Origin of the sequence: Lunatimonas lonarensis (assembly GCF_000390185.1) — a bacterium.
Taxonomy (GTDB): Bacteria; Bacteroidota; Bacteroidia; order Cytophagales; family Cyclobacteriaceae; genus Lunatimonas; species Lunatimonas lonarensis.
The window spans coordinates 305,228-327,835 of record NZ_AQHR01000085.1; the positions used below are offsets into that span (position 1 = coordinate 305,228).

Genomic DNA, 22,608 nt, shown 5'->3' on the forward strand with positions numbered 1-22,608 from the left:
TATTGTATGGATCAACTGTCCCAATTACTTGCTGGCAATGTACTCAAGCAGGTCTACAACCTTATTCGAATACCCCCATTCGTTATCGTACCAAGATACAACCTTTACGAAGGTAGGGCTAAGTTGAATGCCTGCCTCCGCATCGAAAATAGACGTTCTTGGATCACCGATAAAATCATTGGAAACCACGGCATCTTCTGTGTAACCCAATACACCCTTAAGATCGCCATCGGCGGCTTCTTTCATTTTTTCACAAATTTCCTTGTAGGTAGCTGGCTTGGCAAGTCTAACGGTAAGGTCAACTACGGAAACGTTCGGGGTAGGTACCCTGAACGACATCCCCGTAAGCTTACCATTCAACTCAGGGATTACCTTGCCAACCGCCTTGGCCGCTCCTGTAGAAGAAGGAATGATGTTTTGGCCAGCGCCTCTACCACCTCTCCAGTCCTTAGCGGACGGACCATCTACGGTCTTTTGCGTTGCGGTGGTCGCATGTACGGTGGTCATCAATCCTTCTTCGATGCCCCAGTTATCGTTCAATACCTTCGCAATGGGCGCAAGACAGTTCGTTGTACAGGAGGCATTGGATACGAAGGTCATGTCAGAAGTATATTTATCCTCATTTACCCCCATCACAAACATGGGCGTATCGTCTTTGGAAGGAGCTGACATGATGACCTTTTTGGCACCGGCGTCGATGTGACCCTGGGCAGATTCCTTGGTCAAAAACAAACCCGTAGACTCAACCACATACTCGGCACCGATGGCACCCCAGTTCAGGTTGGCAGGGTTCTTTTCGGAGGTTACCCGGATCGTATTTCCGTTTACGATAAGCTGACCATCCTTTACTTCCACACTTCCCTTGAATTGACCATGTGTAGAGTCATATTTTAGCATGTAGGCCATGTAGTCCACATCTATCAGGTCATTGATGCCCACAATTTGAACATCGTCTCTTTCCTGAGCTGCCCTAAACACGAGTCGTCCGATTCTACCAAACCCGTTAATACCTACTTTGATTTTTCCCATAATGTTAGTTGTTCTTTACTTTTTAATTATACTAGTTGCGTTAGGAAACTAAACGTAATAGCCGTTTTACAGCCTACCGGCAAAATTCCAACCATAATTGCTAAAAAGAAAGCGAAATTTTGCTGTTTCGAAATTTTCAACGGTCAAATTTATCAATTTTAATAATAGTACGGAAATTTTACCGCATGCTTTTATTCCATATTTTTGGAACCAAACTGAAATGGATGCTGGACGAACTGGATCAAAGCGTGTTGAATTTTAAAGGAGACTCTCTCTTCCTGATGAATGTCTCCCTTGCCATTATCATGTTCGGTGTGGCATTGGACATCCGTAGGGAGGACTTTTTCTATTTGGCAAAGGCACCAAAACCTTTCCTTCTGGGCGTCATCGCCCAGTTTATTATGCTCCCCTTCCTGACCTTCGTCCTGGTATGGTTCATTCAGCCCATCCCAAGTGTCGCAATGGGCATGTTTTTGGTTGCCGTCTGCCCCGGAGGTAACATCTCCAATTTTTTGACCAACTTAGCCAAAGGAAACACAGCCCTTTCGGTTAGTCTCACGGCATTTGCAACCGCTTTTTCCATTGTACTGACTCCCTTTAATTTTGGTTTCTGGGCAAGCCTGTATGAGCCTACAGATACCCTGCTGAAGGAAATCAGCCTTAGTTATTGGGATGTGTTCCAGACCATCGCATTGATTTTGGGTATTCCGTTAGTTCTTGGCATGTATGTAGGACACCGCTTTCCGGGTTTTTCCATGCGTGCCAGTAGGCTATTAAAGCCTATCAGTATAGGTATTTTTGGTGCCATTGTGCTTGTCGCTTTTTATAGCAACTACAACCTGTTTCTGCAATTTATCCTGTTGATATTTGGCTGGGTGTTGGCCCACAACGGAGCGGCATTGCTGGCGGGCTTTTCTTTGGCAAAACTGTTTCGGCTGAGCCTAGAAGACACCAAGACCCTAACCATCGAAACTGGCATTCAAAATTCAGGCCTTGCACTGATTTTGATATTTGGCTATTTCGATGGACTGGGGGGAATGGCCATCATAGCGGGATGGTGGGGGATTTGGCATATCCTTTCCGGCCTAAGTGTCGCCGCCCTATGGAAACCAAAAAAAATAACGTGAAGACCCTAGTAAACGAAACCTTGCGGATCATCATCCGAGTAGCTTTGTATCTCTATTTCGGAGGTATCGTTGTACGCGGGAAAAACAACATCCCAAGGGACAAGCCATTGATAGTGGTTGCCAACCATCAAAATGCACTCCTAGACGCTCTGCTGGTGGCCACCCAACTTGGTCTTACCCCTTACTTTTTAACCAGATTCGATGTTTTTAAAATCCCTGTGGTGGCCCGAATGCTAAGATACCTACAGCTCCTGCCCGTATATCGAATGCGGGACGGGATCGAGCACATCCCGAAAAACGAAGAGACGTTCGAGCAATGCACTCATCTGCTTTCTAATGGAGCTGCCCTTCTGATTTTCCCCGAGGGTAACCACAGTTTGGAACGAAAACTTCGTCCAATAAGCAAGGGATTCACTCGAATTGCCTTTCGAACGCTAGAACAACAACCTGATCTGCCACTACAAGTACTACCTGTAGGTTTAAACTATGCGGCCCACCAATTTGGTGGCACAAAAGTCTGGTTACATATCGGAAGAGCCCTTGCCGTTAAAGAGAGCGGATTTGACGCACCCCTATTAAAAAGTCGGGTCAAAGATGCCTTAAATGATCTGATATCCGAAACCTCAGTCGTGGACGATAGCCTGCCAATAAACCAATCGGTCTACCCAATTAACACCAAGCCAGCTAATACACCAATGTATAAATCCACTATCAAAGAACCAATTATTCAGACCAGAACTATCGTGCATGTTATATTTTTTCCACTGGTCTTGATTTGGCTTCTACTAAAGCCCCTCATAAAGGATCCCGTTTTTTATGGTACGTTTAAATTTTTAATTGGCCTGGTAGGTGTTCCGCTGTATCTGGCGTCGGTTTGTCTTGGCACATGGATAGCCGTTCAGCCATTTATAGGCTTGATCATCAGTTCTTTAATGCTTTTCGCTTTGTTCCTTTTCCGTTATTCGCCCTATCAAAACTGAAGACCTTGTTTGAAATGCAAAGACTAATGCCTTTCCGGCCTTGCCTCTGCCCCCGCCAAGATTCCACCGTCTACATGTAACTCCGTACCTGTGATGTAGGGTGATTCGTCCAAAGCCAAAAAGAGCGCTGCATAAGCTACGTCCTGGGGCCTACCAAATTTTCCAAGCGGAATACCCTTCTCTATTGACAGAATAGCGGTATCTCGCTCCTTGCCCTCTCCCAGCACCGAATCCCACATCGGCGTCAGGACAGCTGCGGGATGAATGGAGTTGCACCGAATTTGGTACCTATTTTCTGCACGGTACAAAGCAACCGGCTTGGTGTGATTTCGGATCGCTGCCTTACTGGCCGCGTAAGCAGCTACCCCAGGGATACCCACAATCCCACTCCTCGATGAAATGTTTATGATACTGCCTCCTCCCTTTCGCTTGATCCAACGAATACCATACTTACATCCCAACATCGTTCCGTTTAGGTTTACGTCGATTACTTCCTGCCAAGAAGCGAAATCCACATCTTCCACATTATGGAGTCCTGTGGTTTCCATAAACCCGGTTATTCCAGCATTATTGACCAAAACATCCAACCCACCAAAGTCCAGGGTGATTTTTTCTGACAAAATCTTCCACTCTCCCTCATTCTTTACATTCAACGAACAAAAGTAAGCTCCCTCCCCCAGATCGTCCGCAACCAGTCTTCCCTGATTCTCGAGGATATCCGATATAATAACGATAGCTCCCTCTCGATGAAAAAGCCGGGCAATGGCTTCCCCTATTCCCCTGGCGGCTCCCGTGATTAGGGCCTTTTTTCCTTCCATTCTTCCTTGCATATATGTTTTCTATTTGACGTTTTCCTGATGATGCACAAAACATCCCACCGGTTGCACAAATCTACGCAAATACCACCCAAACATGCGATTTCAGATCCGATGGGAGCGCCCCAACTTTGCGATACAATAGGCTGAAAAACAACGACTGTATGAATAAGCAAAGCGACATCGAGTTATTTCTGGGATGCCTCAATGGGAATCCTTCGGCACAACGAGCCTTGTACGAGCGTTATGCCCCAAAAATGTTTGGAGTCTGCTTCCGGTATATCAAGGAAACCGCTGCCGCTGAGGACATCCTGATTATTGGATTCACGAAAGTATTTGATCGCATACACCAATTCAAAGGTACCGGCAACTTCGGTGGTTGGATACGACGAATCATGGTAAACGAATGCCTCATGTACATGGAAAAGCCCAAGAACCTAAATCGCGATATAGGATTGGACGGCATTCTTCCTTCCTCAACCCAAAGCCAACCCTCTGATGAACTGGCCGTGGAAGACCTAATGAAATTGATAGAAGCCCTGCCGCGGGGATACAAGAAGATATTCAATCTTTATGCCATCGAAGGCTTTTCCCACCAAGAAATAGCTGAAAAACTGAATATTAGCGAAAGCACGTCCAAATCCCAACTAAGCCGCGCAAGAAGCCATCTGCAACGTATGGTTGCGGATAGGACATCCGCAGTAAAACCCATTTTGAACCTTAGCTAGCAAAAAACGTGTCAATTCGAGCTTGCATTTCATGGCACCCCAAAGCCTGGACTACCATGAAATAAAGCCAACGTAAGTTTTTTACATCTTCCCAGCAACAGCCAGTGCCAAACACACGCATAATTTTGGTAGATTTGGCGTCTGATAATCCCGAAGCGCCTTAGGTTACTCATACGTAAAAAAACTTCCGTTGGGAAGATACCCTTATACATGCTTTGCCAAGCCTACCTCTCGTGAAGGACAGGTCTTGACTGGTTAAAAACAACGATAGTAAAAATGCCACAATTCTTTTTTGCCTCTATTCTAATCATAGCCATTTCCTGTACCTCCAAAACCCAACAGGCGGACACGGTCTTTATTAATGGAAAGATTTACACCGTCGAAGATCAGTATCCGCTTGTAGAAGCAGTGGCTGTACGAGACGGAAAGATTCTGGCTTTGGGTACCAACCTCGAAGTTCTGGCCTATCAAGGAGATGCTACAGAGATTGTCGACCTGGCTGGAAAAACGATGACGCCAGGTCTGATCGAATCCCATGCACATCTGATGGACATTGGCTATAACAAACTGGAGATTGACCTCATGTATGTCACTACTTATGAGGAACTGGTGGAAAAGGTTGCCGAAGCGGCCCGATCGGCAGAGCCCGGAGAATGGATCACTGGAAGAGGATGGCATCAGGACAAATGGATAGAACTCCCGAGCAACGCCGTAAAGGGCTTTCAGACGCACGATGCACTCAGTGCCGTAACGCCCAATAACCCTGTTTACCTTGCCCATGCCTCAGGACATGCATCCTTTGTCAATCAAAAAGCGATGGATCTCGCCGGTATATCTGCTTTTGGGGGTGAAAATGCCCAACAGGAAGTGGAGGGCGGCGAAATCATCCGTGATGGGTTGGGAAACCCTACCGGTGTGCTGGTAGAGCGGGCTTCTGGCTTGGTAAGCAGATTGGTGCCCAAAGATTCGCCCGAGCGTGCTGAAAAAGCCCTTGAACTGGCATTGCAAGAACTGGCTGAAAAAGGCATTACCTCTTTTCATGATGCCGGAAGTGGGCAGGAAGTTATTGACCTGTTGCAAAAATTTAAATCAGAAGACCGACTGACCGCTCGCATGTATGTCATGCTGAGCAGTAGAAAGCGGGAATGGGTCAATCAGTGGTTGGAGCAGGGACCGAAAATTGATCCAGACCACTGGCTTACCGTAAGGGCGGTTAAACTCAACATGGACGGTGCACTCGGCCCTTGGGGGGCTTGGTTGCTGGAAGACTATTCCGACAAACCCGGGCACCGTGGACACGAAACCATGCCCATGGATCTCGTATCCGAAATTGCCGAAAAGGGGTTGAAAAGTGGATTTCAAATCTGTTCACACGCTATCGGTGACCGGACCAACCGGGAGGTATTGGATCGCTACGAAGCGGCCTTTGCCAAATTTCCGGAATTAAATGATCACCGGTTTCGTATTGAACATGCCCAGCACCTTCACCCGGATGACATCAGCCGGTTCGGATCACTTGGTGTCATTGCCGCCATACAGGCCATTCACTTAAGTTCGGACAGGCCTTGGGCCATTGGTCGATTGGGTGCCAAGAGGATCAAGGACGGGGCTTACGTATGGCAAAAGCTGTTAGGGTCCGGGGCGATAATTTCCAACGGAACAGACGCCCCGGTTGAGCCTTTAGACCCGATTCCTTCTTTTTTCGCGTCGGTAACCCGGAAAACTCTGAAAATGCAACCTGAGGGAGGGTACGAAGCGGATCAAAAAATGACCCGCGAACAGGCACTTCGCTCGTATACCCTTGATGCGGCATTCGCCGAGTTTGAGGAGGCATTTAAAGGATCCATTTCTGTGGGCAAAGCGGCGGACTTCACTGTATTTGATCAAAATATAATGGAAATCCCTGAAAACGACATTCTCAACACAAAAGTAGTCTTGACCATAGTAGGTGGCAAAACAGTCTACCAGGCCGATTGAAAAGAAGATTTAATCCGTCGAGCCTTGCTTTAACCAAATGATGGAAGCCTCAATAATGTGATCCTTACCAGGGGAGGCGTCCATTGGATCGGTGAGCAAGACATCTGCCGATACCCCATGTTCCAATTGCATGCCATCTAAGTTTATTGTTTGGCTTCCGGCAAAACGATACGTCCAGCCGTTAGGAAGTTCCGCATAGACCGGAATGCCTCCCCCTCCGCCGGTCTGATCGCCAAACAAACGAGCCTGTGGCAAAGCCCGCATCATCTGCGCAAAAAAAGTAGTGGTGCTGAATGAACGTCGGTTGGTAAGGACAGCTACCTTTCCCAAGTACTTTTCTCCCGCATGGGGTGAAATCCGCATGTCCGCCCAAGGCGTAAAATCCGTCCTGCCCGGCCCCGTTTTAAAACGCTGACGGGCATAGATCACTTCCTCCTCAATAAAACGGGATGCAATAGTAAGTGCATTTTGCAAATTACCACCCCCATTGCTTCGCACATCTAGGATCAATCCCTCATGAAATTGCATCAGGCGAACAATCTCATCCATGTGCTGAGGAGTTAAGGTGCGTTCAAAGGACCTGTAATTGACATACAATACGTTGTTTACGGTCTGTGCATGCAAGGGACCTATGATCCTAAAAGTCGTCCCAAGATAAACATCATCGATCAGCTGTTGGTCGTAAAACAATGGAAAGCCTTCAAACCAGCTCCAATTGCGGGAACGGTTAAACGTGCTCAATAAATTGACATGGCCGTCTTGCAGTTCCCCAAGCATATCCCCCAATACATCAAAAAGCGCATCCGGGGCCATGTTTTCATGGATCAATGGACTGTACTGCTGTCTCACCGCTTCCCAATCAATCTGCTTCTCATCAAAGAAGCTGTATCGGTTATTGACATCACTCCATAAATGTTCGAATGCGGCCCTTGGACTGGCCTCCGGAGCCCTAGGGGCAATGATTTCCTCGCAGGACATGGCTAATAACGCCAAAAAGAACCCTACTAATCTGCTCAAAACTACCTGCTGTCTCATAGCTGAAAATTTAATTGGAAGAAATAATGACCAATGGAGCGTTGGGAACGCTGAGCGCTTTCCAAATGGGTATAATTGAAACGGTAACCCACACCGATTTCATTGCCATTGGAAAGTTGGTAGAACAGCTGGTTCAGAATGCCCAAATCCTGCTGCTGAAAGGGTTGAAACAAGCGTATGGATTGCCAAAACGCATTGAATGTAGACTGTTCGTGCAAAAATGGATCCGGCGGACTGGTTACATAAGAGGCTGAAAACAGGAAACCTATCACCTGCCAATGGGCCTGGGAGGAAAACCTCCATTGCTCCGTTTTTCCAAAAAAAGTTTCATAACGTACCGCCGGACCAAAAGAAGTATGAAAATCAAACCTGGGATTGAAATTCTGGGCATCCTGGAAATTACGTAAGCTCAGGGCATTGTTATTGGACCAACCCAGGGTAAATTTTTCCGGCAACCAGGCCGCCTTGTAGAAGGTGTAGGTCATCACTTGGGCATGGGTACCAACCATGCTTGCATCAAAGGCATTTTGCATGGGAATTCGGCTGAAATGAAGGTAAACCTCATCGGTTTTCTTTTCCCCTACACTGGCATAGCCCAAAGTAAAACCAAATGAAGCCCCCTGATACAACAAGGGTGAATAGGCGAAATCCCTCTCCCACGCATTGTGCGTGCCCGCATTCCAAAAAATAGTACGTTGATTGTCCTGGGCAACTACCGATACTTGTACGAAGAGCGGTATAATCATCAATAGCCATGCTTTCATTTCTCTAAATTTACACGTCAATAGTTGGTATACGGATTTTGGAGACCTAGTGGGCAAAAACCAAGCAAGCTGAGTTTGACACAACTGATCATCTTTTCACTGTGCTTTTAGTGATGCCAAAGCAACTGCACCGATAAGTAGATATAAAATCTCCAAGATCCAAAAATGGAGCTGGAAAACTCCTGAAGCCAGGATCAAACTGGGAAAAACGGGTAACATGGCATTGGAGGTGCCATGGGCTATCAAGGCAGATAAGGGCTTGTTATTTGAGGCTTTTACTACCCAGGAAAAGAAAAAGGACAATCCGATACATCCGATCAGAAAGGCAGAAAAAGGCATAAAGACCTGAAAGGAATCCGGTATAAACCACAAGGGGGCATGCCACAGAGCCCAAATAATTCCCAGGATGGTATTTCCCAGCAAAATACCATACCTGGATTCCAAGTAAGGCATGATGTAGCCACGCCAACCTATCTCCTCTTGGCCTCCACCAAAAAAGACCATGACCAGCCAGTAAATCGGGAAAACAAAAATGGTGGGCAATAGCATGGGCAAGCGCTCATAGCCGAAAAATCCAGGAAGGTACCAAGCCAGGAAATTGGCCAGTCCCATAGCCCCAAAAATGATCAGCCATACTTTCCAACCAAATTTGAAAGAGAGAAATGACCGAAGAAAGGGTTTAACTGCTGACTTCCCTTGGAGGGTCCTGATAGAATAAACCGCTGCGATGCTAGGACCAAATGCCCCCAAAATGATTGTAGGCATACTCAATATACTTCTAAGGTTTTCGTCCCAGTCCCATATACCCAATCCACCCATAACAAAGGGTAACCAAAGTAGCCATGACCATAAAAAGGTGATTACAAAGAACCGGATAGGAGTGGATTTTTTGTTTGATACTTCTGGACTCATAGGAATATTTTTTCAAGAATAACCATGCCCACATGCGCGAAAATATGTGCCAAAAAAGCACTTTCCAGCCCTTTTTTCCAGTACAGCCACCCGAATACAAGACCCCCTAGCGAATTGCCGATAAGGACATAAGCAAGCATGATACTGCTAGGATGATCTACTGACTGAAAAACTATAGGGAAATGGCCTAGGGCGAAGAGGAGCGCTGCCAAGGTGATTCCTATCCAATAAGCCATAGGTTTAGTCCCCTTAAAAATCTTTGCCGCTATCCAGACCAGCAAAGTCATCAATCCAAAACGCATTAGGATTTCTTCCGTGATGCCACCATATAGGAACCTGGCGGCTAAAGTAAGTTGAATGTTTGCGGTGAGTTGTTCAAATTCGGAAGGTACCAATCCTCTACCAATTAGCCCAAGTAATCCCAATACAATTCCTGTAAGTAATCCTCCGAGAATCCCATAGATTAGTATTTCGCGGGTTTGTGGGGAATCTTCTTTTAGGCCGACCATCTTTTCGAGGATGGGAACACTCAGGTTAACCTTTTCGTAGAGGAGGGTTCCCACAATCACCGCTATCAACATAATGATCGTAGGATTGATCAAGATCAGCCATTGGATTTGGGATGGAGTAAACTGTTCCTCCAAAATAGATTGCATTTCCTCAGGCAATGGAAAATCCACCGTCAACATGGACAACATGCCCAATAGGCCAAGGAAGAATAAACTTAGCCCGAGATAAAACTTTTTTGATTTCATGGATGCTGGGGAATTGAAGATATTGATAGAAATTAATTGATATTGATTGATATTGGATACTGATAGATATTATTTGTGGATAGTACGGGAAACCTGTCAGGTTTTTAAAACCTGACAGGTCTGTTTTAAACTTATAAACCTTCCAAAAAAGCTTTCAATGCACGGTTAAAGTCCACAGGATTATCCTGATTGGCAATATGGTTGGCATTGGGGATTTCAATACATTGGCTGGAGGGTTCCTTTTTATACCAAGCTTTGGAAGCGCTTTTGATAAAGCCCAAGTCTTTTTCTCCGTAAATCATCAAAAGGGGAACTTTGGTGGGTTGGGGTGAAGAATCGATCAAATCGTAGCACATGTCAGCCGTGATTTTTAATGCTAACTTCTTACCGATTTTCCCGATACTTCTGGCTAAATAGTCCTGAACTTCCTTTTTTACTGCCCTATGTTTCCCAAAAGAGTTGCAGAACATTATCTCCGGTATCAAGCCCATCAAAAAGATAAAAACGGGAACAAGCGGTTTAGCCCAATTCCCCACATGGGATTTCAGCTCAATTCCTGGGGCATGTACCACAGCCATCACTTTTTCGGGATAGTTGAGTTGGAAATGCTGGGCAACCATACTGCCCAGGGACTGACCTACCAAAACTGCCTCGGAAATTTGTAAGGACTCCATCAGCTCATTCAAACATTCTGCAGACAATTCAGTGAAGCGCTTGTGGTAATTTTCCAAAGTGGAAGCACCATGGCCCGGTAAATCCCACACCAAAACCTTGTAATGCTCCTCTAAGGATGCCAGCTGTTCTTGGAAAGTCAAATGATCCATTCCTACTCCATGGATAAATACCAAAGCAGGACCAGAGTCTATATCTGACAGTTTATAATGGATATCTCCGTAAGCGCTTGAAATGCTTCCTTTCTTCATGTTAACTTGTTCAAGTTCTCCTTTAAGCAATTATTGAAAGCCACTGGATCGTCGAGGTTGCCCACATGGCCCACCCCTTTTAAGTCAATCACTTTTGCCGATGGATTTACTTCTATTGCCTTAAGTGTTGATTTTAACATGCCGTTGATCCCTTTGTCAAATTCACACCTGATCAGGGTGTAGGGGACAGGGCATTGGGCAATAAATTCTGTATAGTCATAATTTACCAAATTATATCTGAAATGGGGAATGGCAGCCACTGCCTTTACAAACATTTGTAAGCATACTTCTTTTGCGGATGCATTCATGGCGGTTTGGTCAGCCATCAGATTCAGGTACCAATTTTTAAAGTAACGGAGCATCAAGGCATCGAAACCTCTGAATAAAGGAGCCAAAAATTTGGGGAATTTCATTTGTCCGGTAGTACCAAAAGTGGTTAAGCTTAGGAATTTTTCCGGAACTTGACTGACAACTTCATAGCCCAGGACTCCTCCGGCAGAATTACCGACAAAATGGATGCGCTCCAAATCCAGGTCTTTGATCAATTGGATTATATCCTCAGCAAAAAAGGTTAAGGCATATTGCTCAGTGGTATTGGGTATCGGCTTTGGAGAATCCCCATGTCCCCTAAGGGATATCAACACTACCTTGTATTGGGTCGAAAAATATTCCTGTTGCTGCTGAAATTGGATAATGCTTCCCCCCGCCCCATGTACAAAAAGAATGGTGTCTTGGTTCTCTTTTCCTCTAATGCTGTACTTAAGTTGAATATTATTCATGATAATATCGATAGAATTAAAAGTCAAAATTTATCTTTTCCTTCAAAGTGATAGCCCCGGAATATCCAAACCACTATCCATCCGAAAATAAATGAGGAAGAGGCAGTTTCAACCATGTGGCTGAACCTGACACTTGCCAAAGACATCAGAGGATTGGGAAGGATATGCACCAAATGTGGTATGCCAAACAGTAACCCCACGAGAAAGGCCGTTTGCCATAGACTTACATTGGAGCCTCTCAAAACCAACAAAGCAACAAGTGCAAAAATCACCCCCCTAAACAGTTGCAGCAACAACAAACTTGGCGTGTTTAAAAATGTATCCAGGGTATGTGAAAAGAAAGGTTTGATTTCCCCGGGGCTGCCATAAAACTCCCTTAGCTCAGGGTTCTGCCAGGCAATGAAATATCCTGCCAGCCAATAAACGATCAAATAAATCACAGCGATAATGCCCAATTTCAAAAGCAACTGCTTGATTGGTAAGCTTGGACCATTTGATTGGTCATTGAAGTCTTCCCTTTTTTTCCATTTGCCACAAATCAATATGGCAAGTGGTATATAAATCAATGGAATAGCTAAACCCATCAGGAACAAACGGGGAAGCAGTGGAGGAGGCACGGATGTTTCGCTTAAAAAATACCAGGACTCTATTTGAGTAAGAAAAGTGAATGAACCATAATAGGCCAGTCCAAGAACCAAAGCCAATCGCAAACCATTCCAACGGGAAGTCATGATCAATCCAATAATCAAGCCTGTATTTATGATCCCCAACAAGAGCAGGGCAATGCCTTCATCCATCAACCCAGGTTCGGATGGCTGATCAGGTATTAGGTCTCCCGTCGCCATTGTTCCCAAAATCCAAATGGGGAAATAGAGCATCAAAAGCAAAAGGAACCTTAAGCTCCATTTCAAAATTATTTTGGTTTCCATTTTTTTCGAATTGGTGTAAAAAAAACTGACTTATACAGTCCGAATTCTCTCATCGAAATTTCGGTCATTGTTCATGGTGGTTAACCCAAACCACAATGGGATTTTAAACAATGTGATTTTAATTTAACTAAATTCAACATTATTCTTCAATTTCACCTTGCTTGGTTTCTCAACTTCTTTTTCTTCATTTTTCTGGAAAACTTCATCCAACCAATCAAAAACTGTATGGCGTATCAGCGTAACATTGGGTAGCATGTTTTTGCCTGAGGCGCCTTGATCACCTTTACCGATCACCAAATCCACTTTAGGGTTTTTGATCTTTTGCATGGCATCTGCTATAAATCCATGGGTAGCCGAGTAAGCCAACTCATCTTCACCTACCAATAAAAGACTGGGGCAATCAATATCCGAAGGGTCTACGGTAAATTTCTTACAGGCATCCAACCATTCCTGAATCGTATTTACCTGCCATCTCCATTTGTAAATGTCCATGAAATTAAACAGACCGGCCAACCAGGAACCAAATAGCCTGGTAATCAATTTAAATAGGGGGAAGTTTTCATATTTGGCCAAAACCTTCAGCTCCTTTGCCTGCACCAAATACTCATATTGGTTCAAAATGATGCTGTTTGCAATCATTGCTTTGATACGCTTATCATGGGCTGCTGCCCTGGCTACCGTATAACCTCCCAAACTTGGGCCAAAGACTGCCAATTTATCCATATCCACATCAGGCCGGCTTTCTAAGTAATCAATCACTTTACTGACGGGCTTTTCCATGGTAGGCTCCATTTTCATTCCTTGAATGGCTGTATTGCCCATCCCGGGAAGGTCTACCGTGATGACATTGTAACCACGCTCCTGATCTCCAATCCCAAAAAGGAAACACATGTCCTCACTAAAGGACTCTCCTCCTCCTACATTGTAAATGGTAGGCCTTTTGACATTGCTGTTGTCAGGTTTCATAAAATAACCCTTCAACTTCTTTCCTTCGAAATCAATTTCAATGGGTTCTATAGGAGGGTTGAATAAGGCAGCAGCCTTTCTGAAATTTGCGACTGCATGGTCCAGAATCTCACTATAACGCTTGGTTTCTTTGACAGGACTAAGGTTAAACAGGGCGGCCCTGTTGAGGTAATACACCCTTAGGAAAGTTTCTCTGGCAGTGATAAAATGTCCACGGGAGAAGCTTCTTTCTGCATCCTTTTCTGCGAGGTCTGCCACTTTGGTCAGTTCCCGTACCCAAGCTTCCGTGTCGTATTGATTGACATTACTGACGGCAGCAAATGCTTCACCTACATCCGCCCCTCCTCTTGCACCAAAAGCAAGTAGGTAAGAAAAGTAGGCATCTACAATCGGATTTTTGTAGTAGAACTTCATCCTCCCGACCAAAGGTTTATTGTGTTTGGGCACCGCTGGAGTGGTACTTTTTACTGTCGGGTTGTTTATCGTTTGCGCTTTCATCGTAGTGGGGTTTAAGTGCTCAACTCATTGATTTACTGTAAATTTCAATAAATACAGCTACATTTAATGGGAAAAATTGGGTTGGATTTTGGTAAAAAATCAGGTAGGGTTAACCTTATGTTGAGGTAAAAAAATACAGGAAGATCGCTACCCTTCTTTTTTCAAGGTTTTCCGAAAAGCTGCAGGGGTTAGCCCGCTCATTTTTTTGAAGAATTTGACAAAATGGCTGTAATCATCAAAACTCAATTTCCAAGCAAGCTCTTTAATGCCCATGTCTGTGGAAGACAACAGGGTTTTGGCATGTAAATAGGTGATTTCATTGATGATGTTTTTGGGTGTGGTCTGAAAAACCTTTTTAACAGCGTCTGACAAGTAGGCTGGACTGATTTCCAAAAGTGTGGCATAGAAAGCTACTGATCGATCCTGTAGGAAGTGTTCCAAGACTAATCCTTTAAACTTAGTGGCTATCCTTTGGTACTGAAGCGCTACAAATCTTCCATCACTTTTTACCTTTGTAACAATGCGATTGATATATACAATCATGACCTGTAACAGGTTTCGGATCACAAGGATGTTTTCTTCTTCCAATTCCTCTTGTTCCTGCAACATCACTTCGAAAAACTGACTGAGCAGCTTATATTCCTTTTTGCTAAGCGGGACTACCAAAGGTTGTACACTATGGAGAAATCCAAAGCTGTTCATTTGCTGTGGCATACTTTCCAAGTTTAGGAAAGATTCCTTGAAATTGGCCACATAGCCGTCCCAATTACCCGTTTTCTCCCAGGACAAAATCTGTCCGGGTAGGTAAATGACCATGGTATATTCGTCAATTTCTTCACGGATATCAAAAACCCCCACCGCTGCTTTCAGGTCACTGCCAATGGCTACCTGGAAGTAGGTTATACTGAATGGTCCCATGCTAGGTACCAGCGTTTCGCCAAGATCATAAAACCTCAGGACATTAAATTCTTGATGTTTTGACCTCAGAGGAGTGTTAGCTGCGGCATAGTAGTCGTTAAACTCTTTATAGGTCGGTATTTGCTGCTCCTCCCTCATTTCAAAGCATACTTTTGATGGTTTTAATCAGCAATCCCGTTGCCCTTCTATGGCCTTTCCCATTGGTCTGATTGGTAGCCCCACAGAAATACAAATCCGTTTTAGGGCTGTAAAAAGCAAAAGTGCCTGTCTGTCCCCAGAATCCAAGGATCTCACCGGGATATTTGAAAGGGAACATAATTCTTGGAATCCACAATTTTTCGAGTCCAATCCCAAATTGGAAAAGTCCGGGAGGGGGAAAAATCATTCTCCATTGCTTTAGGGATTCAATTTTTTCTTTGGGGAAAAATATCCCTTCGAAAAAAGCTTTCAGAAAAACCATCACCTCATCTACGGTAGATACAATTCCCCCCTCTGGCCCAATAGAGGCCATGTAATTGGGCAGCCACAATTTTTTGGAACCATAATGAAAAGGAGCGGGAAGGTCATCCGATGTGTCTTGGTACACATAGGTGTTTTTCAGCCCCAAGGGATCGAAGATATACGTCTTCATGATGGCTGGAATGGATAGCCCTGAAACCTCCTCAATGATTTTTCCCAAAAGCTGGTAATTCGAATCGGAGTAAGCTGCATTCGACCCCGGCTTGAATTTGGGTTTCAATCCTTTGATAAGTCCAATGGTCCTTTCCAGTGGCCAGGCTTCATCCTTCCCTTCCAGCAAATCATCCGCTACCGTCCGCCCATTTTCCTGTTTGTGAAAAAAATAATCCGGTATGCCAGAGGTGTTGGTAATCAAATGCTTGATGGTCAATTGATCCGAGTAATCCACACCTTTGAAAACATGAAGTGCAGAGCAGAAATCACTCGGCAAATAGTTACTAATTTTATCCTCTAGGCTTAGCTTTCCCTCATCTATCAGCTTCATTACAAGCACTGTGATATACATTTTGGTCACAGAAGCAATAAAATACTTGTCTTCAACTTGCATGCTACCGGCAGCACCCGACCAGGATAAGGAAGCATCTCCATTTTCCACTTTCATGGCCACACTAAAAATGGACTTATTGTCTACCATTTTTTCCAGGGAGGTTTGGAACTGGATTGGGTCAAACTTCTTATTCATGTATACCTATTTATTTTTCAGCCGTCATAATTTGTCGCGGTTCATCGGGATATTCCTGCCAGAAGACACCAATGGTACGGAGATTATAAACACCAAATCGGTAGATTCGTGAAATCATAAACCTCTTGTGTTCAATAATTTAAAAAAAGACACCTAAATCAGTCCAAAAAAACCCGACCAGCAGGAGTCAAACCTAGAATTCCAACACCTTAAACTATTTCCCAAGATAGAATATTTCTCCAATTAACTTGTAAATTAAGCTCCTAATGAGCGATCAATACCAAAATACCCAAAGCAGGCGCGCGTTTATCCGCTATCTATCCGCTACCGGGGCTGTATCCTTGATGCCGTTTTCGTTTGCCAACGCCGAACCGATTGGGCAGGTGAATGCAAGTAAGTGTTCGCAGACCCCAATTTCCGTTTTTCCATGGCCAAAACGGAAAGAGCTTGACCTTTCTCCAGCTTTGTGGATCTGGTACCCAGCAGAGCGCATTCTTCCCAATTCCTTTTTTCACTTCAGAAGGGTTCTTCGGGTGGAAAAACCCGTTAAATCGGCCATCGGATGGATACAGGGAGAAAGCAGGTATCTGCTTTTTCTAAACGGCAGAAGGATTCAGTTTGGACCGGGGCCGTCGGATCCGCGGTTTTCAGAAGCCGATCCGATAGATTTTTCCACTGAACTGAAACTGGGCGAAAATATCATTGCCTCCACCTTGGTATATTTTGGATTCGGTGATGGGACTTGGCCTGCGGGCAAGGCGGGCTTTATCTTTAAACTGGAGCTGGAATTCGAGGACGGAGAAAAAACGTCGGTGGTCAGTGATGGACAGTGGTCGGTGCAGCAAGCGAAAAGTTGGCCCGCTGGAAAGTACAAACGTTGGTACCTACGTGCCTTACAGGAAGAGTTCGACAACAGGCTTTATCCCGTCGGCTGGAAGGAGCAAGGCTTCGTAGAAGACGCCTCCTGGATGAAGGCCAAGGTCTTTTCCAAAGCCGCCCACATGACAGCGCTGAGCTCTTCTATCCCAGATTATCTTTACGATAGCGGCGGAAACCTTCAAACCCAATTGAGAAAACGGTCCGTTCCGCCGATTCTTGAAAGGCATCTCACCGACCTGAGATTAAAAGAGGCCCACACCATCCGATGGAAAACATCGGTGGAAGAATACTTTGATTTCAAAACAGACCACGCTTTTGAGCCTGGCGAGGTGATAGGCGGGTTTTCCGAGAATGGAAAAACCTGGGTTTTTGATTCGCCGAAGGCATCAAACGAAGGGTTGGTACTCGCCTTTGAATGGGAAGAACAGGCGATTGGTTGGCCCTATTTCACGATAGATTGTAGCGAAGGTACAACAGTGGAGCTAATGGTGCAGCAGGCCCATGCGTTGCATCGTCAGGGTGGACCTGCCCTTATCAATAACCATTTCAACTCGTGGACACGGTTTATATGCAAAGAGGGTGAGAATCGCCTGATTACCTTCGATTACGAAAGCGTCAAATGGATTCAACTACATATTCATAAAGCAAAAGGCGCCATCAAAGTCAGTGAGGTTGGCTTACTCCGGCGGCTGTATGACTTTCCGGCGCAGCCACAGGTAGGAACCTCTGACGAGGGGTTCAACAAACTATTGAAGGCCTGTATCAATACCGTTTGGAACAACAGCCATGAGACAATCGTGGATTGCGTAGGTAGGGAACGGCAACAATACAGCGGGGATATTGGGCATATGTTGCATGCGTTGCATGTGGGATTTGGAGAAACCAGGTTGCCGGCCCGATTTGTGGATACCTACAGCCAGGGAATGACCTTGGACGGGTTCTTTATGGACAGCTGGCCGGCTTACGACCGGCTAAACCGCTTGGCCCAGCGGCAATTGGATCTTACCCCCTGGGGAGTCTTATTGGATCACAGTGTGGGTTTTTGTTTTGATTGTTGGCACCATTACCTCTATACCGGAAATAAATCCGATCTGGAGGAAGCCTTCCCCCGGCTGCTGCGGTTTTATGCCTTTATCAAAAATGCAATCGTAAGAGACGGCTTGCTTCCGGTAGAAAACCTGGGCGTAAACGCTGTCTGGATGGATACCGACTCCTACAAGGTGGTGAGGGACAAAAAGTGCGCATATAACCTGTACGTTGCCTCCATGTTAAAATGTGCGCTAAGTAAGCTGGCAGGGCACTTCGGAGACAAAAACCTGCAAAAAGAAATGCTCGAACTGGCGGATCAATTGGCCAAAAAAGTGGAGGAAACCTTTTTTATGCCAAGCGAAAACCTTCTGATCGTGAACTTGCCCTGGCTTAAGGAGGATGGGGAAATGAGAACCTGCGAGCGATCCCTTGCCCATTGGATATTGGGTGGCTTTGCACCCGAAAGAGCCAAAACGGCCGTGTTACATGAGCTGACCCAACCGCCAAAACGATTGGGGAGATGCTATCCAGCGAACGCCATATGGACATACTGGGCCGTATCCGCCTTGGGAAACACCGAGTTTATTCTGGCTGATTTTGAAAAAAGATGGCTCACCATGCTTTCTGTAAGGGAAAACAATACCATACAGGAAAACTGGACCGCTTCCAAAGACACCCAAAACCAATTGAGCCATGCCGGCATCGCACCTTTCTTTGCCGCTTACATGTGTTTTGCCGGTATATCAGTGGTTCATCCAGAAGGAAGTCTTATCCGCATTCGCCCCCAACCCGCATCCTTGGAAAAACTCACCCTTGTATACCATACCCCCTTTGGCCCCTTGAGCTTTGAGAGCAAAGGGCAAAAGGGAAGGCGGGTAATAAAGCTGTCCATACCCAAGGGGGCTACCGTGCAATTGTTGTTGCCTTCGCAGGAAAGCATACCCAAGGGCACCGAGAGAGATGAAACCTCTCCCCAAAAAGACCTAACGAGTATCCGACTTTCCGGCGATAAGGTTTGGAGCATCCCATTACGGCATGTTTGACAAGAGCGGAAATGGTATAGCGGGCTTAACGGAGTAAATCTTTCGTATGCCGGAGCTATGCATCATAATCAAAAAAATCCCACTAACAAAAAAGCTTCCTGAAATCGAGCATGACGTACCCGTCACACAGGGATGCCCCGATAGCTATCCGGTGCTGCCATGCGAGATTCCATCCCGATAAACCGGGACTAAGTTGTGACCTTTGAAAAACAATTATAGACACATGAAAAAAACTTTTGTAACCGGAAGAATAAAGGAAACTTGAATGGAAAATTAAACTAGTAAACTAAATTATTTCCCATCCGCCAATTCATACAGGACAAAGCTCAGGTAATCTTCCTCGTTGTCGTAATTATCAGGGTGATTGACGGACATGTAGAGGCCTTCTTTGGCCACAAACACATTTTCCGTCACATAGTTGTACCCGTTAAACCGGGTTTCACCCAAAACGTTAAGATCCCTATCCAAGATCATTATCGAAAAATCCTTGGCAAACCCTCGAAGCTGTTCCAGTTCCTCTTCATTTTCGATTTCTATCTTTGGAAAACAAAATCGGTAAAAAACTTCTCGGTAGGGATCATAAAGTAAGGTTCCGTATCTAGGTTCGGTAAACATGTACCGCAAGTATTCGTTCCGTTCGGCAGTCCTCGAAAGCGTGGGAAAGGTTTGCGGGAAGAATTGGCTTTTTGCCGGATAAGCTTCGAGCGGATCCCCCGCTGAGGACGCTGCATAAAGATTATGGTCCGCAAGAAAAGAATAAACCACCTTGTCCGGCGACGCTGCCATACTATAATAGGGTATCCGTAAGCCATCTGACAGATACCCTTCCGGATATTTATGGGAGGTAAACTCAGTATCTCCCGAGTTCATATCCAGTTCTACACTAAGAAATTGATTGGAAAGGGCTTTTTCTTCCGTATCTTTTGTACTTCCCGGAACCAACACTTTTGCCAACATTTTGTTCCCACGGATAATTGGGTAGGAAGTAAAAAAGGACGTGCTGATTTGCGGATCAGAATATCCCTCTGGCGAGGTAAAGGAAATCTTTGAGAGATAGGATTGATCCATATCTGTCAAATAAATAGATCCCGGATGCGTGGTAAAAAGGAAGATGCTGTCGGCAGATTGCACGTGAAACCCGAAAACCGTACCCACTCCCTGATTTCCTTCTACATCGAATTTCAAGGTTTTTGCGAGCTCTTTTCGATCCATATCGTAAACCTGAATTTCATTTCGGGGGGTCTGAATATTGAATAGAAAGGGGCACTCTCCATCCAGGTACCCCAGTCCATAACTAAAGGTGCCCGTTTGATCATCTATTGGAATACGGAGCTTGTTTTCAGCATTTTGGAGCACTTTTTCCGGAGTAGTCCTATCCAGTACATCTGACCCACAACCAACGAAAAAAAGGGCTGATGTGATAAACAAGGAAAAAGTAACCCGTAGGTCAATCGATTGATGGAAGAGAGGAAAATGGAACATGGCTGACACGGTAGCTTTAGGGGTAAAACACTGGTTTCCTGATAAGCAGGTAGGCAAAAGACTGTATGCCTACCTGCTAATTAGGCTTATCAAATAAAGGTAGTGTATGGGAAATTAACATCCTAAAAAATTAAGAATAAACAGAGCAGACCAACCTTCGAACCGCTTCCCTCCTACCTGCCTGGATATAGAATCCCCTACACCCTCCTTTTTTTCTAACCTCATTTGCATTCGTAACACCTTCTTAGCCATTTACATTGGCTCCCTAAAGAACCTATTACGAAACAAATGCTGGCCACTCCTTGCGCCAAGGAGCGACGCAGGGCATCAGAAAATATGGTTAAATCCGAAGAAGAACTGTCCACCCTCCCTGCTTTGGGCATAATCCAATCGCAAGATCGTGGATTGGTTCCATGCGATTCTGCCGCCTATGCCCGGGGCCCCGCGAAAATTATTCAATTGGACATCGCTTATTCCTTCCCAGACTGTCCCAAAGTCATAAAATGGAGTCACTCCTAGGGCAAAGTGCTGGTTGAGTGCGTTGAAGTCGAACAACCTAGCCCTCATCTCCAGATTTACCAAGCCAACTGTTGGCGCCAAAAACCTGGCCTCCCGGTAGCCTCTAAGGGAACGTCCTCCGCCCAACACGAGAATGCCCCCCGCCTCGGCCTGGGAAGAAAGGTCCCACATCTCTATAAAGTTGATATTGGGTCCAAAAATATGTCCAAAGGCTGCCAACCCGGCAAAGGTCAGTCTATTTCGGTCATCCTTCCACCGGTGAAAGGTGTGGATAAATTGTCCTTGGACCATAAATTTGTTGAAGTTGAAATCGGAGCCAAGCCAAGGAGCGGAATACTCGTGCGAATACTGGAGAAAGACCCCTTTTGATGGATCCGGTTCGAGGTCTCTCGTGTCGTAAATCAATGCGGCAGCCAACATAGAGGTAAATTTAAACTGGTCAGAAAACCCGGACAGATTAAACCGGTCCCAAGTTCCATCGTTCAACTGCTTGTTTACCAAGGTTTGGCGTTGCTCGGCCTCCACGGCTGTTCCATTCGGTAAAAACGCCTCCTCTGCGATTCGTCCGGTATAATCCTCAAAAGCGGTAAAAAGTGCCTCATAGCCAAACATCAAACGGAGTTTTCCGCCCATTTCCACCCGCTCACCCAGTGCGTTGAACAGCAACTCCCGTTGGATGAATTGATTGTAGTGGGTATCGGTCGTCAAACGGCCTCCATTTCCAGGAACCGCCAGCTTCAGGTTTTCCTCGTAGTCATTGACGCGGTTAAATTGCCGATCGCCGGTCTCAGCACCGGTAGATTTGTCCTGAAAGCTTAGGCGATCCAAAGACTGTCTACCTATTCCCCAGTATTGCGCGTTGGGATCTTCCCAAACCACCGCGTCGGCCCGCAACCGCCATTTGGAATTAAAAATATAAGGAACGTCCAAATTTACAGCCGCCTTTACCCGACCATTTTCGAAAACAAAGAACTCGGTATTGATACTATAGCGATACGGTGTATAGTAGAAAAAGGGATCCTCTTTAGTCTTGTTTTGGAAGAAAAAAACATTCCCCCCTACACCGAATCCCCGAATTGGGTCAAACTCAAACCTTGGAAGTCCGGTCACAAAGAAACCTTCTTTCTTGTTTAGGATGTCCTCTTTGGATAGCCGCTTTTCCTCCGACAGCTCAAAGGGTAAGCTAATGGTATCCAGAATCGCCAGCCGATCACTGTTTTTGTGGGCCTCCAGCGATTTGGATCGTACCGAGGTTTGCTGTGCCATGACAGGAACAAGTAGAAGCAGTAATGCGAACGATAGTACAGTTTTCATGATAAT

At 45.4% G+C, this 22,608-nt stretch carries 19 protein-coding genes; 5 read left to right on the plus strand and 14 right to left on the minus strand.

The window, feature by feature from the left end:
- Positions 1-24: 24 nt before the first annotated feature.
- A complete protein-coding gene (gene gap, locus ADIS_RS14025) occupies positions 25-1,029 on the minus strand; it encodes a type I glyceraldehyde-3-phosphate dehydrogenase (RefSeq protein ID WP_010855225.1) in 1,005 nt (334 codons plus the stop codon).
- 224 nt (positions 1,030-1,253) lie between these two features.
- On the opposite strand from gap, the gene ADIS_RS14030 reads away from it, so the two are divergent.
- Together ADIS_RS14030 and ADIS_RS14035 are read left to right on the plus strand one after the other, a co-directional pair.
- A complete protein-coding gene (locus tag ADIS_RS14030) occupies positions 1,254-2,156 on the plus strand; it encodes a bile acid:sodium symporter family protein (RefSeq protein ID WP_010855226.1) in 903 nt (300 codons plus the stop codon).
- Positions 2,153-3,136 (plus strand): 1-acyl-sn-glycerol-3-phosphate acyltransferase, encoded by a 984-nt coding sequence (locus tag ADIS_RS14035; protein WP_010855227.1) that lies wholly within the window; start codon positions 2,153-2,155, stop codon positions 3,134-3,136. Before ADIS_RS14030 ends, ADIS_RS14035 begins: the two co-directional genes overlap by 4 nt.
- Before the next feature lie 23 nt (positions 3,137-3,159).
- Here ADIS_RS14035 and ADIS_RS14040 read toward each other — a convergent pair whose 3' ends face one another.
- Positions 3,160-3,966: an SDR family oxidoreductase gene (locus tag ADIS_RS14040; protein ID WP_010855228.1), complete on the minus strand. Its 807-nt coding sequence runs from the start codon at positions 3,964-3,966 to the stop codon at positions 3,160-3,162.
- Positions 3,967-4,115: 149 nt separating this feature from the next.
- Here ADIS_RS14040 and ADIS_RS14045 point away from each other — a divergent pair, with 149 nt between their 5' ends.
- Together ADIS_RS14045 and ADIS_RS14050 are read left to right on the plus strand one after the other, a co-directional pair.
- Positions 4,116-4,679: an RNA polymerase sigma factor gene (locus tag ADIS_RS14045; RefSeq protein ID WP_010855229.1), complete on the plus strand. Its 564-nt coding sequence runs from the start codon at positions 4,116-4,118 to the stop codon at positions 4,677-4,679.
- A 276-nt stretch (positions 4,680-4,955) separates the two neighbouring features.
- Positions 4,956-6,656, plus strand: a complete 1,701-nt coding sequence (locus tag ADIS_RS14050) for an amidohydrolase (protein ID WP_010855230.1) — start codon at positions 4,956-4,958, stop codon at positions 6,654-6,656.
- A 9-nt stretch (positions 6,657-6,665) separates the two neighbouring features.
- Here ADIS_RS14050 and ADIS_RS14055 read toward each other — a convergent pair whose 3' ends face one another.
- The 10 genes from ADIS_RS14055 to ADIS_RS14100 all read right to left on the minus strand — a co-directional run bounded on the left by ADIS_RS14055 (position 6,666) and on the right by ADIS_RS14100 (position 16,336).
- Positions 6,666-7,691, minus strand: coding sequence for a S41 family peptidase (locus tag ADIS_RS14055; RefSeq protein ID WP_010855231.1), 1,026 nt, complete (start codon positions 7,689-7,691; stop codon positions 6,666-6,668).
- Positions 7,688-8,455 carry a hypothetical protein gene (locus ADIS_RS14060; RefSeq protein WP_035806021.1) on the minus strand — a complete coding sequence of 256 codons (768 nt, stop codon included), beginning with the start codon at positions 8,453-8,455 and terminating at the stop codon, positions 7,688-7,690. Before ADIS_RS14060 ends, ADIS_RS14055 begins: the two co-directional genes overlap by 4 nt.
- Positions 8,456-8,551: 96 nt before the next feature.
- Positions 8,552-9,367: a type II CAAX endopeptidase family protein gene (locus tag ADIS_RS14065; protein WP_010855233.1), complete on the minus strand. Its 816-nt coding sequence runs from the start codon at positions 9,365-9,367 to the stop codon at positions 8,552-8,554.
- On the minus strand, positions 9,364-10,122 hold the full coding sequence (locus ADIS_RS14070) for a CPBP family intramembrane glutamic endopeptidase (protein ID WP_010855234.1): 759 nt from the start codon (positions 10,120-10,122) through the stop codon (positions 9,364-9,366). Before ADIS_RS14070 ends, ADIS_RS14065 begins: the two co-directional genes overlap by 4 nt.
- Positions 10,123-10,253: 131 nt before the next feature.
- Positions 10,254-11,045: an alpha/beta fold hydrolase gene (locus tag ADIS_RS14075; RefSeq protein ID WP_035806023.1), complete on the minus strand. Its 792-nt coding sequence runs from the start codon at positions 11,043-11,045 to the stop codon at positions 10,254-10,256.
- Complete coding sequence (locus tag ADIS_RS14080) at positions 11,042-11,824, minus strand: alpha/beta fold hydrolase (protein WP_010855236.1); 783 nt, start codon at positions 11,822-11,824, stop codon at positions 11,042-11,044. The genes ADIS_RS14075 and ADIS_RS14080 overlap by 4 nt, the downstream gene beginning before the upstream one ends.
- A gap of 23 nt (positions 11,825-11,847) precedes the next feature.
- Complete coding sequence (locus ADIS_RS14085; protein WP_035806025.1) at positions 11,848-12,753, minus strand: hypothetical protein; 906 nt, start codon at positions 12,751-12,753, stop codon at positions 11,848-11,850.
- A 123-nt stretch (positions 12,754-12,876) separates the two neighbouring features.
- Complete coding sequence (locus ADIS_RS14090; RefSeq protein ID WP_010855238.1) at positions 12,877-14,217, minus strand: alpha/beta hydrolase; 1,341 nt, start codon at positions 14,215-14,217, stop codon at positions 12,877-12,879.
- Positions 14,218-14,364: 147 nt separating this feature from the next.
- Entirely contained in the window at positions 14,365-15,135 is a 771-nt protein-coding gene (locus ADIS_RS14095; RefSeq protein WP_010855239.1) for a helix-turn-helix domain-containing protein, read from the minus strand.
- 139 nt (positions 15,136-15,274) lie between these two features.
- Positions 15,275-16,336, minus strand: coding sequence for a serine hydrolase domain-containing protein (locus ADIS_RS14100; protein WP_010855240.1), 1,062 nt, complete (start codon positions 16,334-16,336; stop codon positions 15,275-15,277).
- A gap of 266 nt (positions 16,337-16,602) precedes the next feature.
- Here ADIS_RS14100 and ADIS_RS14105 point away from each other — a divergent pair, with 266 nt between their 5' ends.
- Positions 16,603-19,287, plus strand: coding sequence for an alpha-L-rhamnosidase-related protein (locus ADIS_RS14105; RefSeq protein WP_010855242.1), 2,685 nt, complete (start codon positions 16,603-16,605; stop codon positions 19,285-19,287).
- A gap of 291 nt (positions 19,288-19,578) precedes the next feature.
- On the opposite strand, the gene ADIS_RS14110 is transcribed toward ADIS_RS14105, so the two are convergent.
- Positions 19,579-20,769: a DUF4221 family protein gene (locus tag ADIS_RS14110; protein WP_010855244.1), complete on the minus strand. Its 1,191-nt coding sequence runs from the start codon at positions 20,767-20,769 to the stop codon at positions 19,579-19,581.
- A gap of 327 nt (positions 20,770-21,096) precedes the next feature.
- Entirely contained in the window at positions 21,097-22,602 is a 1,506-nt protein-coding gene (gene omp85 / locus ADIS_RS14115) for an Omp85 family outer membrane protein (RefSeq protein ID WP_035806032.1), read from the minus strand.
- Positions 22,603-22,608 lie beyond the last annotated feature (6 nt).